Raw genomic sequence first — 14,980 nt, forward strand, 5'->3', positions numbered from 1 at the left:
TCGTATTCCGGGGCAGGGGATTACGCGTTGACGAGGGTCGGTCGTCTGGTCATGGTGATGCCGATGGCGAGCAGCCACAGCATGGTGAGGCCGCCCATGGTGGCGGTGGTGCCCCAGCCGTTGGCGGCGTAGAAGTCGGCCGGGGTGTTCCCGAAGAACAGGGACGGGACGAACAGCAGGTGGATCACCGCCAGGACGAGGGCCGATCTGCCGGTCCATCCCGGAAGCAGGCGGGTCTTCAGCACCGCGAATCCGAAGGCGGAGAAGAACAATGCCTCCAGCAGGCGTGAGACGGTGCCGTAGAGAATGTAAGTCCCGGACTCGGTGATTGTCGTGTCGATGTCGGCCGGTGATTGAATCGCCGCGCCGACTTCCAGGCTCATGGACACGAAAACGACTGTCACCCACATCAATCCGGCCGCCATGGCCAGTGTGGCCACCCAGTCCAAGCGGGCATCCGTGCGTTTGAGCAGCGTGCCGAATCCGGTCATGAACACAACCAGCGCCGTCAGCCCCAGGAGACCGAACAGGCTGCGGGTCAAGATATTCCAGTCCGGCGGCGGACCACCATAGACGAAGTACAGCGGCAACTCGATAAGGGTGAGAACCGCCCCGATGACGGCCGCGAGCCCAGTCGCCCGCTGAAGGGTTGAGGTGTCCATAACAACGCCTTTCAAAAGTATATCTCTTATACTATAAGGCATATGCTAACCTGAAGCGGACTCGATTACCAGGGCTTTTCCAGGAGGTACGCAGCATGGAGCGCAAGGCTCCAGATGATCTGGCACGCCTCTGGCGACTGCCCACCGGTTCGAAACTGGGCCGCCGCGCCGAACTCGACGTGGACCGCATCGTCGGCACCGCCGTAGACCTCGCCGACCGCGACGGCACCGCCGGCGCAACCCTCCCCAAGATCGCCGCAGCGCTGAGCGTCACCCCGATGTCGCTCTACCGGCACATCGGTTCCAAGGATGAACTGGTCGACCTCATGGCCGACGCCGCCTTCGGCCCAGCCCCCGAGCCCGTCGCCGCAGAGTCGGAATGGCGCCCCGCCCTACGTGAATGGGCCTTGGCAGTAAGCGCCGTCTACCGCCGCCACCCCTGGCTGGCCCAACTCCCGATAAGCGGCCCCCCACGCGGCCCGAACGCCATCGCCTGGATGGACGCGGGCCTCCGCGCCCTGCGTCCCACACCGCTGGACTGGCCCGCCAAAATCGGCGTAATCACCGTAGTAGGCGGCTACGTCCGCCAAGCCTTCGTCACCGGCAGGCAACTGGAAGAAAGCCGCCGCGCCGCCAACCTGAACGAAACCCAGGCCCTCCGCAACTACACCGCCGAAGTAGCAACCCTGGTCGACCCGTCCCAATTCCCCGACGCCGCCGCCCTCTTCGCCTCCGGCATCTTCGAAGCCATGCCCTCGTCCACCGATCCAGTGGACGAGGACTTCACCTTCGGCCTGGACCTGGTACTCGACGGCGTCACAGCCGCTGTCGAGAACCGCCCCGGCCGCTAGCGATTGGGATTGTTCTCGTACCCGCGGTCATCGTCCTGCTTACCCGGGCAAACCCAAACCCACTTGTGCTCCCACTTCCCATCGGAATGGTCATAGCTCAGGTCCGCCACCCACTTGCACTTCGGCTTATCGGTTTTGGCGGCGTCATATCGCACCTGCCCGACCGAGGCCGAAGGCGCCGCCGCGGCAGGCGCCACCAGCGCCGCCAACGGCACCACGGTGATCGCGCCGGCCACAACCACGCGCGCCAGCCTCCGCGATCCACTGCTTTTCGTCGACTGCATACTCCGACTCTCCTCCCTGCCCGACCCCGAACGCCATGGTGCTGCCACGATCTCGGGAATATTCAGGGTTCCGTAGTCCTAAGGGATGATGGCTACATAGGACAGAACGTATTCGCCTGCGGCACGGTTCGATCGATGAGATAACGATCGGCGCCGGCGGCGGTAAGACCACCCCATCCGTGACCGGCCTGCGAGCCCTCGATTCGGGTATCGGTAACTGAATCTGTCATTCTCCGCGATCCCGTAACGCCGGCCTCTGAACCTCGAAGCATTCGCTAGAGTTCACATCCGGTCAGTTGTCGGGAGCAGGGGTAGCCATGGCGGAAGAGTGGAAGTTCGACGTTCCCGTCGCAGGGACCAAGACCCTTCCACCGGACCCTCGCTACATGGAGGCCCTGACCAGCCAGGGTTACGGATTCGAAGCTGCCATAGCCGATCTCGTCGACAATTCTATCGACGCAGGCGCCAAGGACGTCGTCATCCACTTCCTCCGTGACGGCGACCGCCTGGTAAGCCTGCTCATCATCGACGACGGCCGCGGTATGACCGAGGAAGAACTCGACATCGCCATGACGGTAGGCGGCCGCCGCGACTACGCCGCCAACGCCCTGGGCATGTTCGGCACCGGGCTGAAATCCGCCTCACTCTCGAGCGCCGCCGCCGTCACCGTAACCAGCCGCACGCGCACCAGCCGTCCAGCCGGCCGACGCTGGGTGATGGAACGCGCCAAGACCGGCTTCCAATGCGACATAGTCGATCCCGCCTATGCCCAACAACTGATCGACCGCTACGCCGGCAACCCCATCATGTGGCAAGGCACCGTAGTCCGCTGGGACGGTGTCAAGGATTTCCCCCACAATGGCGGCCCGGAACAAACCGAACGCTATCTCTCCCGCACCATCAACGCGCTGGGCATGCATCTCGGATTGCAACTGCACCGGTACCTTGCGCGCGGTGATTTCAACATCACCATTGCCGTCGAGGACATCGCAACCGGTTCTGTTGTCATGGATTTTGGCGTCCTGCCGCTGGACCCGTTCGCCTACCCGGTGACAGGAGACCCCGACTACCCCCGCGTCTTCACCGCCGAATTGCCCTCTGGCGGTTCCGTACAGCTCACGGCGCACATCTGGCCGCCCCGCTCGTCGCTGCCGGAGTTTCGGGCCATCGGTTCCTTGCAGCGCACCCAGGGCTTTTACCTCTACCGCAACGATCGCCTGGTGCAGGCCGGTGGTTGGAACAACTTCCGCCAGCCCGAACAGAATCTGGTGCTCGCCCGCGTCGCGGTGGAACTCCCGTCCGAGACCGGTGACACCTTCCGGCTGACGGTCAAGAAGGACGGCGTCGAGATATCCCCGGAATTCCTCGCGACCCTCGACAACGCGGTAGACGCCGCAGGCACCAAGTTCGCCGAGTACATGACCGCCGCTGACCGCCGCTACCGTGACGCCCGCCGCCGCGCCGGCGTAGAACGTAAACCGGTAATCCCACCAGGTGGCGGCTTCGACCCCTCACTGCGCGAAGCGATTTCAGAAGAACTGCCCTACTTGATCGGCGAGGAGCCCATCGCCATTCGGTGGGAGCCCCTCGATGGCGACGCCTTCTTCGATATCGACCGCGAAGGCCGGGCAATCCTGTTGAACCATCGCTACCGTGCCGCCATCCTGGGTGGCCGCCGCGGCGGTCTCGATGACGTCCCTGTCATCAAGTCTCTGCTGTACCTGATGCTGCACGAGGTATTCCAGCGCGAGCGCGCAGGCAGTCGTGAGAAGGACAACCTCGCGTTGTGGCAATCGGTCTTGGTCGCCGCCGCGCGCGCCGAGCAAGGTCGCCCGGACGATCAGGACGGTGAATGACAGTGGACATCGATCTCAGGATCGCGCTGCACGCGGCTGTGCTGGCCGATATGGCGGGCAGCAAGCCCAAACGGCTGGTGCGAGCGATGAGCTATCAAGCCGAGGACCTGCCCGGCTCGGAGCCCTACGCCGACGAAGAGGACTTCCGCCAACACCTCCAAGCCGCTCCCGCGGGAAATCAGGTGGTGGACATGTGGCGAAAGCAGTTGCGGGCGTGGGACTTCGCCGATCGACCGTTGTGGTCTGCGGCGGACCCCTGTACCGAGGAACGCCGCGCCGACATCTATCGGGAACTTGCCGTCGAACCGACAACGGCGAAGGTGCTCGACGCGGCGATCGCGGTGGTCACTGGTCCCAGACCCGTGGTGATCTCCAAGGAATTCGTCCCCTGGTACGCCATACACCAGGGACGCTCCTTCTATTGGCCCAGGTACACCGAACTATTGAGCCGGAAGGGTTGGCCGGACCAGGCGATAGCAGCCTTGGACATGGCCACCGAAAGCGTTGTGGAACGCCTCTCGGACCCCACCCGACCTGAGGCATACCAATCGAAAGGCCTGGTCGTCGGCTATGTCCAATCAGGCAAGACCGCCAACTTCACCGGCGTGATCGCCCGGGCCATCGATGCCGGATACCGGCTCGTCATCGTCCTCGGCGGGACCCTCAACCTTTTGCGCGACCAAACCCAACGTCGCCTGGACATGGAGTTGGTAGGCCGGGAGAACGTGCTGCGCGGCGCCACAGAGTTCGAATCCGACTATGCCGACGATCCTGATTGGATCCATCGCAAGTTCATCGAATTCGGTACCGCGCCTTCGGTTCTGGGTGGCTTCGACATCCATCGGCTGACCACCCGTCACGATGACTACCAGAGCCTTCTACAAGGGATCGTCGCGTTGGAGTTCGAGAAGCAGGAGCCTGCACTCCCGCTCTTCGACCCGAAGAACCTGCACCGCGCTGCGGCACGGCTCATGGTGGTCAAGAAGAACAAAGCCGTCCTCACCAAACTCGTCAAAGACCTCAACAAGATCCGCACCCCGCTCCACGAGATTCCCGTGTTGATCATCGATGACGAATCTGATGAAGCCTCGGTCAACACCTCCAAGCCCAAGGCTGATGCCGACCGCACCGCGATCAACGAGAAGATCTCGCAACTGCTGACGATGCTCCCACGGGCACAGTATGTCGGCTACACGGCAACTCCTTACGCGAACGTCTTCATCGACCCGAGCGACAGCGCCGATATCTTCCCCAAAGACTTCATCATTTCGCTGGAACGCCCGAACGGCTATATGGGCGCATCCGACTTCCATGATCTCGACGTCGATTTCACCGATGTGGACCGCACCGTCGTCAATTCGAATGAACTGGCACACGTGCGTGATGTCATCGTCACCGACGATGACGACACCGGCCCCTTACGCCGGGCAATGGATATGTTCGTCCTCGCAGGGGCCATGAAGCTTTATCGCGCGGATGTGGAAGGCGTAGGCCTCGACCGCTATCGCCACCACACCATGCTCATCCACGAATCCAACTGGGTCGAATCCCACCGCCAACTGCTTGGTCGTGTCACCCAATTGTGGTGGCAGGCCGGGTATTCCAGCGGTGCAGGAGTCGAGCGCCTGCGCGAGATCTTCGACACGGACCTTGCCGTGGTGTCCGCAGCCCGCTCCGAGGGCCATGCGCTGCCTGCCTCGTTCGAGGAACTCCAGCGCTTCATCGGCCCTGCGGTGATGAACATAGGCGGTGATCAACAACCGATCATCGTCGTCAACGGCGACAAGGATCTCGAAACCGGCACCGCCGATTTCGATCGCCGCTCCATCTGGAAGATCCTCATCGGCGGCCAGAAGCTGTCCCGAGGATTCACCGTTGAAGGTCTGACGGTGACCTACTTCCGCCGCCGCTCCACGAACGCTTCGGCACTGATGCAGATGGGTCGCTGGTTCGGTTTCCGAAAGGGCTACCGCGATCTGGTCCGGCTCTATATCGGGCGAGAGGAGGAACACGGGAAGCAGGGGGTCGATCTGTACAAGGCATTCGAAGCCGTGTGCATGGACGAGGAAAGCTTTCGGCGCGAGTTGGAGCAGTACGCGGTGATGGTCGACGGCGTCCCCCAGATAACCCCGGCCCAAGTGCCGCCCTTGGTCTCCCAGCACCTTCCGATGCTGAAGCCGACCAACCCGAACAAGATGTACAACGCCCGCCTTGTCGAGATCCAGTCAGCGGGTCGCTGGGAGGAACCTACCGCGTACCCGACCGCGGTTCCCCACTTGCGCCACAACTCGAAGCTGTGGACTCCAGTCCTCGAATCTCTGCCCGAGACAGTGGATCTCATCTACGACCGGGCGAAGGGCCTGTCCTTCGAGGCGTTCGCGGGCGCGATCGAGGCGCCGTACATTCTGGAGGTGTTGGAGGCGCTGAAGTGGTGTGCGCCCGCCCAGTTCGAACCACACTTGACCTATCTGATGCAGATCACCGCGAAACGGCTAGTCGACGATTGGTTGGTATTGGCGCCACAGCACAACACTCCCGGCAAACGGACGCGATTCGGCTCCACCGATCGGGAGTACTCGTGGTTCGAACGTGAGCGTCGGCGTGGACCTCTGTTCGGTGGTATCAGCGATCCGAAGCACCGCGTGATCGCGCACCATATCGCCGGCGGTCCGAGTGAATCGGGTGACCCCACTGTCGACCGTCTATCCGGCGATCGCCGTGGCGTTCTCGTGCTCTATCCGATGATCGAGCCGGACCACAGGGCGGCTGCGGCAGCGGACGGCGCGATCGATTCGGGCCACGTCGTACTCGGATTCGGCTTCATCGCGCCCCAGGGTGCGCAATACGGCGGCAGTTCGATCGTCAGGTTTACTACGATCGACTCATCCAAGGACGTGGCCATCATCGATTCCAGCGATGGCGCACAGTGATTCGAGGTGATCGGGTGGGAGGGCCGCGGCGCGGATGACATACGACGCACAGGGGAGCTTTGGTTCCTGGCTGAGCAGTCAGCTCGAGCGCGCCAACAAATCTCCGGCCGAATTCGCGCGCGACATCGGGGTCACGAAGGCCGCGGTGACGGCGTGGATCATGGGCCGTTCGCAGCCGCATGCCGATCTCGAGGCCGAGATCCTGACGCACTTCGGCGCAGCCGCCGCACCGGTGGCGACCTCCGACGAAGCCCAGTTCGAGACATCGGTTGGTTGGCGCTTTCGACCCGCCCATGCCGACGGCGGTCGCGAGTACGGCAACGCGGCGATTTTCGCGTTCGATGTCGACCCGGACGTGCTCGTGCGGGAGGCTACTCAGAACTCGCTGGATGAACGTGTCGACCCGAATCGGCCGGTGCGGGTGCATTACACCCTGCACGAGTTGACCGGCTCCCATTGTGAGGCTTTCCTGCGCGCCATGCGGTGGAGCGAACTCGCCGGGCACTATCGCAGTGCTGCGACGCAATCGCAGCAGAAGGTGGCTCGCAGCCTCAACGCCGCGCTGAACGATCTCGACACACAGAAGTCGTTGCTGCTCTTGCGAATCGACGACTACAACGCGTCCGGACTGACTGGTGACGATTACGGCGACGGCCGTTTCGCCGCCGTTGTGCGCCGACAGCTCGACAGTCGCAAAGAATCGGCGGGCGCAGGTGCCGGCGGGTCGTACGGCCTAGGCAAGGCGACCCTGTGGGCCACCAGCCGTTTCGGCATGGTCCTGATCAATTCGACGTTGTATCTGCCGCAGGCGGGACGAACCGAGCGCCGGCTGATCGGCCGTCTCGACCTGCCGTGGCACACGGTGGGCGACAACGCTTTCGCCGGTCCGGCCTGGTTCGGTGAGCCTGATTCGCATCTGGGTGACGTGGACGTCTCCAAGTCTTGGTGGGCGGACGAGGTCACGGTTCGTGCATTGCACCTCGAACGGTACTTCCACGATCCGGGAACCTCATTTCTCATAGTCGGTGCCCATGACGGTTCCGGTAATGCCGAAACCCTGACGGATCTCCATAGAGCTATCGTCGAGGCTCTCGGCAGGCAGTTCTGGGCCGCGATGGTGACCGGTCGCGATTCGGTTCCCAAACTCGAGGCGAGGGTCACTGCTCTCCGGAACGGTGAGGTCGTGGTGGCGGACGTGCTGGTGGATCCGCACCAGCATCGCCCGGCCTTGAGCCGCGCACTGCAGGCCTATTTGGACGGCGAAACCGTCGATGCACTGACCGGCACCGATCAGGTTGTGCGCGTGGATGTTCCGCTGTCCGTGACACGACGTCGCGACGAGGACCGGCGGAAGCCGAAGGACACCGAGCACCGCGCCGTACTATTGCTCGCACCCAGCGACGAAGGGAGCGAGTCCGATTTCAAAGTCGCGTACATGCGCGGTAGTCGGATGACCGTGCAGGAGAAGCGTCCACGAAGTCTCCCCCTGGGCGCCATTCCGTTTCAGGCCGTGCTCCTGGCCGGCGGAGCTACGGAGCGCGATGGTGACGATGTGGATCGTGCCGAACGGTTCCTTCGGGCCTCCGAGCCGCCGGAGCACAATCGCTGGGGTCGGACTGAGGAGCTGTCCACCGAGTACGAACGCGGCGCGGGCACGCGGATCGAGGAGTTCCTACGCGCCGTCGACAAGGCTGTCTACGGTTTGGTGGGCCGTCGCGAGACCTCGACCAATGAAGGTCCCGCGGGTCTGCGCGAACTGCTCAAACTGGATGGCGGGTCCGGCGGCGGTGCTGCCACCGTACGAGGTACCCAGGGCGCACCGTCAGTGGTGTCGGTCAGCTCGACGGTCGACGATTCCGGAGCCTGGCGGGTGCGGATCAGGATCCGCTTGCCGGAGTCCGAATCCCCGTGGCTTCTCGTACCTGTCGCGAAGTTCGACGTGAGATCCGGAGGCCGTCCCGCGATCCGATGGAAGGAGATCGAGGAAATCCAGGGATGCGTCGTCGAGGACGGGCTACTGATGGTCGCACCCGGAACTCGCATGGCTGAGTTCTCCGGAATCACCGATCCGTCGAGCCATCCGGTGTTGAGCAAATATGCCCGGCTCGTCGTCGAACTTCGACAGAGTCGAGGGGCGAAGCCGTGAGTGTGGTCCAGAAGAATGCCGCGGTCGCCTATCCGGTTGTGTTCGGTGACATCCGGATCGATGTCTCGTCTGTTCGAGTCGACGGCGCACCGGTCCCATTGGCGAACATCAATGGCAGAGAGCGTGTGGTCGCGCTCCACCAGGCAGGTCGCCGGGACTGGCAGGAGGCCGAGATCGATGTCGAGATCGAGATGCCCGATGACGAGCTCCGCTCCGGCCCCTGGCAAGAGGTCGTCTGCCTGGCGGCGCTGAGTGAAGAAGCGACGAATTCCCGATGCACCGCAACAGCGCGTCGCGGCGACGACGGTATCTGGCGGGGGACGGTCACGATGCCCAGGGCTCGTTTCCGTCGACGCGCTTGTTTGGATGTGCTGTTGGTCGGGACCGTGGACGAGGTACCCGCCCGGTTGATCGGTGCCGGAGCTGCGGACACCGAGTGGTTCATCGACCTGATGGAGGCGGTTCCGGTCCGCAATCGTGAAATTGCCACTCGCGAATTGGATTTCAGCACCGATCCACGCTTCGTCCCATATGCGGATACGCTCTGCATAGCCGATGCCACGGCGGAAGAGCCTGTTGTGTACATCAACACGGCGGCCGTCGAAGGGCTGATGACCATCCTGCGTGGCAAGGGCGGATCGACCGCCGAACGGCTCGTTCGTGATCTGACGTTCAGCCAGATCGCACAGGACACCTGGACGGTGATGTTCCAGACGGCGATCAGCGATCTACAGCCGGACGAGTCCGAGGGATCCGAAATGCCGACGGGATGGCATGGCTCGGTGCTGCGCGCGATGTTGCCCGATGTGATGCCCGGATATTCCCAGGATGATGCGCTGAATCGGATTGCCGAGATCCGTCGCAGCGGTGAAGGATGGGCCGACTTGCAGGCGAAGGTCGAATATGCAGCCGCGAAACGCAGCCAGCGAACGAAGAAGTTGACCGTGGCGGTTCGAACCGTGCATCGTGACGGCGAGAGTGCGTGACCATGGGAAGACATGCGGTCGTAGAGATTCCGGACTACCTCGGGGTGCTGCAGCGTTTGGTGATGGCTCGATTTCTCACCGCCGGGGTGCGGGCGGGCATCGAGAACCCGCTTCGGGAGTCCCTGCTGAAAGCAACCCAACCGTTGACGGTCGAGCCGTTGGGACGATGGCGATCTCGGCCTGTTCGGGATCTGCTCGATGAAGCCATGCGCCGATTCGACCCGGGCGACACCACCGTCGACGGTTGGCTGGCGCCGCGCCTGCATGCGACCTTGCGAATGACACGTGCCGAGGCGGCTGACGCCGAGCTGTGGAATTATCTCGCTCTGGTGGTCGCCCCGGATTACGTGGTCTGGCGGCACAAGCCTCGTGGCTCCGGAGAAAAGACCGAAGCCCCTGAGTCTCGTTTCAACGGTTTGCAATATACGCAGGCATTCTCTCGCCTCTGGTGGGCTGCCGAACTGTTCCGGAACGGTCGTGATTACAGCCCGGTCGGGACTGTCTTCCGCTATCAGGAGTTTCCCAATACTGTTCTGCGATTCTCCGTGATCGATCACCGCCCGACCGCACTGGCGATCGTTCGTATGGTCGACGACATGATCGCGGCGAGGACCGCGGCGATCGGTGATGTCATCACACCTCTCGCAACAGCGATCAATGCGGCCGCCAGCACACTCGTTTTCGATGTGATCGCCCCGGATGCGGTCGTCGACCACTACGCGCTCCACGAATGGATCTCGGAGGTCGACGAGATGCCGCCGGTGCCTTGGGAGACATTGCCTTTCGGCCCTGATGACGGATCTGTCAGCGCCTCCACGGTGGAGGCGCTGTTGCCGCTGTTCGAAGAGTTGCTCGCGAGCGCCGGTCGGCGCGAACGGACGAAACCAGATAGGGCGTCGGGCCTCGGCTGAGCGTGTGGAAGATGCCGGGGCGGGTCTACCGCTTCCGCCCGCGAACAAGCCCGGGCACGCCGTTTCTGCTGCTGTACCAGCTGAGGTCGACCGCCCGGTCCAGTACATCGTTGTCGAGCTCGGCGTTCAACGCCGAAGCAAGGACGTGTGCACCGAGCCGGGGTGGGATGGCATTGCCGATCTGCTGAGCCGTATTGCGGTCGGACCATGGGTAGTCGCGCGGAAATGTCTGCAGCCGACCGGCTTCGGGCAGTGACAGGCGGCCCAGGTCACTGTCGTCCACCACACTCACCAGCCGGTTCCGAGAAACCTTGCCGGTGACCGTCGCCGCGGGTTCCTCCCAACTGCGGCGTCCGCGTGCTTTGGGATCACCGCCGGTGCCGTAGTTCGAGATGACCGCGAATCCCTTGCGTCCCAACGCATCACCCATTGTCACCCACGGGCGCAGGCCGGTGTCGTAATCGGTTCGGCGTTTGCCTTTCCGATACAGGTGATGGGTCGGGTCGGGCAGGAAGGGATGCTCGTCACGACGCGCGATGAGAATTGCGCGACGGCGAGTTTGCGGAACCCCATACTGCTCGGTGTGCAGGATTCTGCAGTCGACGAAATAGCCGATCTTGTTGAGTGCCAGGCCGACTGCGCGCCACACGGGGAGGACCGCGGTCACCTGCTCGAGCACGATTGCTTCGTAGGGTTTGCCGGCATGGTATGCCTCCAGCACCCAACGTAGCGGTTCCAGTACCAGACCGGAGCGTTCGTCACCGGTGTGCTTGTTCAGGGCGTCGAGACTCCGGCCGACCTTCCGGCCTCTGATCATGCGGTCGACCATCTCCAGCACATGAGCCAAAGCCAGTCTGCCGGTGCCGTTTCCGGCGACCGTGTACGTCTGACAGGGTGGTCCACCGGTGAGGACGGTCGCGTTCGGAAAGTGTGTGGGCCCGAAGTCGCGAACGTCACCGTGTTTGGTGCTGAGTCCCGCAGCCTCTCGTGTGGCGCAGGCGTCGCGGTCCCATTCGATGCCGTCGACATCCATACCCAGCCAGTGGGCACCGACATCGAGGCCGCCGGGACCAGCGAACAGATCTACCGCATGGATGCGCGGTGAAGTGTTCGAGGGGTTTGCGGGCATGATCGCCGATCTTATTCCAAGTGACCCGGAATTCGGGAATGCTCGTCAATATTCCGTTACGGCTTCTCTTATTGCGTGGCCGAGGGCACGTGCGACCGGCGGAGGTGTGGCATGTCCGATCTGTCGATAGCGCATCGTCTTTCGGCCCGCGAACTGCCAGTTGATAGGAAAGCCCTGGAGGATGGCGGTTTGCTCGACTGTGAGTCGCACCATGCCGTCCTTTCCCCGGCCCGGATTCCACGCGAAGTCGGGTCCAGGCACAACGTCGCCCAAGCTGCCCGCGTACACGCCCATACGAGCCCACGCCCGCTTCGTCCCGGATGGGCCCAGGTCGGCGCCACCGCGGTCCATCGAGCCGCCGACGAGTGTGGGCGCGACGGCATCGGCCTGGCGAGCCCAGCGGTCGGCGTCCGGCCACCCCCGCTCCGCCATCGACTTCCCCAGTGCGGCACCGACAGTCGTCCGGCGATCGGACGGCAGCGGGTCGGGCGGGCGGAACCGTTCGAGCAGGCCACCGCGCATCGCAACGAGAAAACCCTGTCTTCGAATCTGGGGAACGCCGAAATCGGCGGCATTCAGGCTGAACCAACGCCACTGATAGCCGAGATGTGTGAGCTCCTTCTCGATGAATCCGCGAACAGGCTCGTAGGTGTCCTTGGTCACAAGATCAACTAGGTTGTCGAGCAGCAGCGCTCGCGGCTGGACGCCATGGACGAGCATGACGGTGGCCATCAGGAGGCTCAGCTCATTGTCATCGCTGCGGGTTCGGTTGATGGCGGCCACCGCTTTGACGCGCGGCAGCCCTGCCGACAGTAGATCGACGTCGTAGCACTCGGGGTGCTCGGCCGGATCGAACTCCAACAGGTCCTGTTGCAGTACCTGCCAATTCGGCTGGTTCAAACGTAGGGTGTCACATGCCTGCGCCAAACTGTCGAGCAGCAGGACCGGTCGGAAGCCTGCCCTGGCCAGACCGGACGCGAGTCCGCCGCCACCCGCGCAAACATCGAGCAGGGTCGGTTCGCGGCGATGTGAGGTCGGCGGGGTGGTAACCATCATGCACTCGACGGCAGGGCTGCCAGCAGCGGCGACGGCGCCCCCGCCCAGGACAGCGCGAGGCGTTCGCGTGCCCGGGAACCGGCGACATAGAGCAGGCAGCGGAGTCGGTTCTCTTCCTGATGCTGCTCGTATTCCGTCAACTTGTGCAGGTACGGCGGAGGGAAGGAGTCCGCACCCAACTGCGCGAGCGCGACGGCGCGATACTCGAGTCCCTTGGCCCGGTGCATGGTCATCACACGGACTTCGTCGCCCAGGGCCGATTCGTCGGATCGGTCGTCGACCTGCACGGCCGGTATCCCGCGCACCGCCAGTGCTTCGGCGAGTCTCTCCACGTGGCGATGCTCGAGTGTGAACACGGCGATGTCGCTCAGCGCGCAGTCGTTGTTCCACCTGGTGATCGTGTCGGCGATCCGGTCGATCTCCGCCGTCGTTGTGGCGCAGCTGTTCATTTCCAACTCCGGGCCGCGGAATACCGAACGCGCGCCGGTGAAGTCGTCGACGTCGAGATCCAGGTCGTCCACCTCCTCGACGACGATCTGTAGACACCAACGCAGGATCTGTTCCGAGGTGCGATAGTTGACGGTCAACCTGCGTGAGCGCCCGCGAGTCTCGATCCCATAGCGTGACAAAGGAGTTCGCCTGCCGTAAATGCGCTGGTGTGCATCACCGACGATGAAAAGGTCGTCGGTGCCTTGCGGGACCAGATTCCGGATCATGCGCCAGTGTGCAGGATGCAGATCCTGCGCTTCGTCCACCACCGCATGTCGGTAAGGGAACTTCGCTCGTAGGGTCCGGTCGGCCTGCAGCAGGCCTGCGGCGTGGGCCGCGAGCTGCGTGAAGGTCATCAGACACGCCTCGGACATCAAGCGCTCGAACTGGGCGATGACCTGCCAGACATCGGACCGTTGGGACCGACTGAGCCGTTCGTTGCGTCCGGCGCGGGAAACACGCAGATAGCCCTGTTCGTCGCCGACTCCGTGGCCGAGCACTGTCTGCGACCATTCGTCGGCCAGAAATCTCGTATCCCATGATTCGATGCCGACCATTGTCGCCCGGGACCAAAGCTCCCTGACTCGCTGATCGGTGTCCGATACCAGGGTCGCCGTGGCCAATGCCGGCGCACCGATTCCGCTCGCCGCCACGACGCGTCGAGCCACAGCGTCGATGTTCACCACATCGATGTTCCGCAGACACTGTGCGCCGGCCAGAGAAGTGAGCTGGCTCTCGATCGACCGGGCCAAATTCTTCGTGAAGGTGGTGAAAAGCACCTTCTGCCCGGGCGTTCGGAGTCGAGCGCCGAGAAATCGAGCCCGGTGCACGGCGGTCACGGTCTTCCCGGTGCCTGCCCCGCCGGTGACCCGGAACGGTCCTTTCCAGCCGCGATGGGTCGCCAACTGTCGTTGCAAAGGATGCAACCAAATACGCCAGCGGGCGAGGTCACCCTCGAGCATTGCGCGGAGCTCGTTCTGATTGGCGACATCGAACGCGGTGAAGCTCAGTCGCGACAGCGGGCGCTGCAAGGCCTCTGCCAGGTCCTCGGTGTCCACCGAATCAGGGGCCTCGCCGACAAGGTCGCGCCACACGTCGTCGGCGCTCTTTCCACAGGCGAGATCCAGCACCGCGGCACCCTGAGAGGAGGGCAGGGCGAAGATGATCTCCTCGAGTGCCTTCTCATCGGTCACACGCTTGAGTTCGGCCGCGACCTCACGATCCACGCCGAACCTCTCCAGGTCCGCCTGACTCACTTTCGCTGAAATGAGGGGAGCAGCAGCGTCGTTCGTCGCATCACGGGCACGGTCGACAGCCTCGCCGAGCGCGAGGGAGTCGAACAGCTCGGCCGCACCGGTCCGAGGATTCACCTGAAGCGTCAGCCTACGAGCGTAGTCGTAGGCATCGTCGTGCTTCTTGACCGCGACCAACCACAATGCCGCTCGCTCCCCGTCCGCGCCGCCTGCGATCAGAACAGCTCGATAGCCGTCGTTGACCCGTGCGGTGCGAACGTACTTGTTGCGAGCCAACTTCGGTTGTTTGAGGTCCAACCCCGCTGCGTCCGGATCCTGCTGCAGCTTCATGATGAAAGGCATGACACGACTGCGGACGCTGTTGTCCAGAGCATCGAACGACTGCTGGAACAGATCATGAATCAGGACCTGAGTCTTCATCGTCGCC

11 protein-coding genes are annotated in these 14,980 nt (G+C 63.4%); 6 read left to right on the plus strand and 5 right to left on the minus strand.

The features are described 5' to 3' along the window. Positions 1-20 precede the first annotated feature (20 nt). Entirely contained in the window at positions 21-662 is a 642-nt protein-coding gene (locus tag ACFVIV_RS25480; RefSeq protein WP_379200397.1) for a hypothetical protein, read from the minus strand. Positions 663-757: 95 nt separating this feature from the next. On the opposite strand from ACFVIV_RS25480, the gene ACFVIV_RS25485 reads away from it, so the two are divergent. After that, positions 758-1,513, plus strand: a complete 756-nt coding sequence (locus ACFVIV_RS25485) for a TetR/AcrR family transcriptional regulator (RefSeq protein WP_379200399.1) — start codon at positions 758-760, stop codon at positions 1,511-1,513. Here ACFVIV_RS25485 and ACFVIV_RS25490 read toward each other — a convergent pair. Next, entirely contained in the window at positions 1,510-1,797 is a 288-nt protein-coding gene (locus tag ACFVIV_RS25490; protein WP_379200401.1) for a hypothetical protein, read from the minus strand. The genes ACFVIV_RS25485 and ACFVIV_RS25490 overlap by 4 nt on opposite strands. 386 nt (positions 1,798-2,183) lie before the next feature. Here ACFVIV_RS25490 and ACFVIV_RS25495 point away from each other — a divergent pair, with 386 nt between their 5' ends. From ACFVIV_RS25495 to ACFVIV_RS25515, 5 genes are read left to right on the plus strand one after another with little or no spacing between them, the layout of a single operon-like run. Next, positions 2,184-3,653 (plus strand): ATP-binding protein, encoded by a 1,470-nt coding sequence (locus ACFVIV_RS25495; RefSeq protein WP_379200403.1) that lies wholly within the window; start codon positions 2,184-2,186, stop codon positions 3,651-3,653. Beyond that, on the plus strand, positions 3,650-6,583 hold the full coding sequence (locus ACFVIV_RS25500; RefSeq protein WP_379200405.1) for a Z1 domain-containing protein: 2,934 nt from the start codon (positions 3,650-3,652) through the stop codon (positions 6,581-6,583). Before ACFVIV_RS25495 ends, ACFVIV_RS25500 begins: the two co-directional genes overlap by 4 nt. A 34-nt stretch (positions 6,584-6,617) precedes the next feature. Further along, on the plus strand, positions 6,618-8,729 hold the full coding sequence (locus ACFVIV_RS25505; protein ID WP_379200407.1) for a helix-turn-helix domain-containing protein: 2,112 nt from the start codon (positions 6,618-6,620) through the stop codon (positions 8,727-8,729). After that, positions 8,726-9,715, plus strand: a complete 990-nt coding sequence (locus tag ACFVIV_RS25510; RefSeq protein ID WP_379200409.1) for a hypothetical protein — start codon at positions 8,726-8,728, stop codon at positions 9,713-9,715. Before ACFVIV_RS25505 ends, ACFVIV_RS25510 begins: the two co-directional genes overlap by 4 nt. Before the next feature lie 2 nt (positions 9,716-9,717). After that, a complete protein-coding gene (locus tag ACFVIV_RS25515) occupies positions 9,718-10,626 on the plus strand; it encodes a DUF6339 family protein (protein WP_379200411.1) in 909 nt (302 codons plus the stop codon). Between the two features lie 25 nt (positions 10,627-10,651). Here the strand turns inward: ACFVIV_RS25515 and ACFVIV_RS25520 are convergent, their stop codons facing one another. Genes ACFVIV_RS25520 through ACFVIV_RS25530 form a run of 3 tightly spaced genes read right to left on the minus strand, consistent with a single transcriptional unit; the run spans position 10,652 to position 14,973 of the window. Beyond that, positions 10,652-11,755: a DNA cytosine methyltransferase gene (locus ACFVIV_RS25520; RefSeq protein ID WP_379200413.1), complete on the minus strand. Its 1,104-nt coding sequence runs from the start codon at positions 11,753-11,755 to the stop codon at positions 10,652-10,654. 45 nt (positions 11,756-11,800) lie between these two features. Continuing rightward, entirely contained in the window at positions 11,801-12,811 is a 1,011-nt protein-coding gene (locus tag ACFVIV_RS25525) for a DNA cytosine methyltransferase (protein ID WP_379200415.1), read from the minus strand. Continuing rightward, on the minus strand, positions 12,808-14,973 hold the full coding sequence (locus ACFVIV_RS25530) for a UvrD-helicase domain-containing protein (RefSeq protein ID WP_379200417.1): 2,166 nt from the start codon (positions 14,971-14,973) through the stop codon (positions 12,808-12,810). The genes ACFVIV_RS25525 and ACFVIV_RS25530 overlap by 4 nt, the downstream gene beginning before the upstream one ends. Positions 14,974-14,980 lie beyond the last annotated feature (7 nt).

It is taken from the genome of Nocardia sp. NPDC127526 (assembly GCF_042672265.1).
Lineage (GTDB): Bacteria > Actinomycetota > Actinomycetes > Mycobacteriales > Mycobacteriaceae > Nocardia.

Bases quoted from the DNA above. Each gene is read 5' to 3' on its own strand.
- ACFVIV_RS25480 (WP_379200397.1), bottom strand. From the start codon at position 662: ATGGACACCTCAACCCTTCAGCGGGCGACTGGGCTCGCGGCCGTCATC.
- ACFVIV_RS25485 (WP_379200399.1), top strand. From the start codon at position 758: ATGGAGCGCAAGGCTCCAGATGATCTGGCACGCCTCTGGCGACTGCCC.
- ACFVIV_RS25490 (WP_379200401.1), bottom strand. From the start codon at position 1,797: ATGCAGTCGACGAAAAGCAGTGGATCGCGGAGGCTGGCGCGCGTGGTT.
- ACFVIV_RS25495 (WP_379200403.1), top strand. From the start codon at position 2,184: ATGGAGGCCCTGACCAGCCAGGGTTACGGATTCGAAGCTGCCATAGCC.
- ACFVIV_RS25500 (WP_379200405.1), top strand. From the start codon at position 3,650: ATGACAGTGGACATCGATCTCAGGATCGCGCTGCACGCGGCTGTGCTG.
- ACFVIV_RS25505 (WP_379200407.1), top strand. From the start codon at position 6,618: ATGACATACGACGCACAGGGGAGCTTTGGTTCCTGGCTGAGCAGTCAG.
- ACFVIV_RS25515 (WP_379200411.1), top strand. From the start codon at position 9,718: ATGGGAAGACATGCGGTCGTAGAGATTCCGGACTACCTCGGGGTGCTG.
- ACFVIV_RS25520 (WP_379200413.1), bottom strand. From the start codon at position 11,755: ATGCCCGCAAACCCCTCGAACACTTCACCGCGCATCCATGCGGTAGAT.
- ACFVIV_RS25525 (WP_379200415.1), bottom strand. From the start codon at position 12,811: ATGATGGTTACCACCCCGCCGACCTCACATCGCCGCGAACCGACCCTG.
- ACFVIV_RS25530 (WP_379200417.1), bottom strand. From the start codon at position 14,973: ATGAAGACTCAGGTCCTGATTCATGATCTGTTCCAGCAGTCGTTCGAT.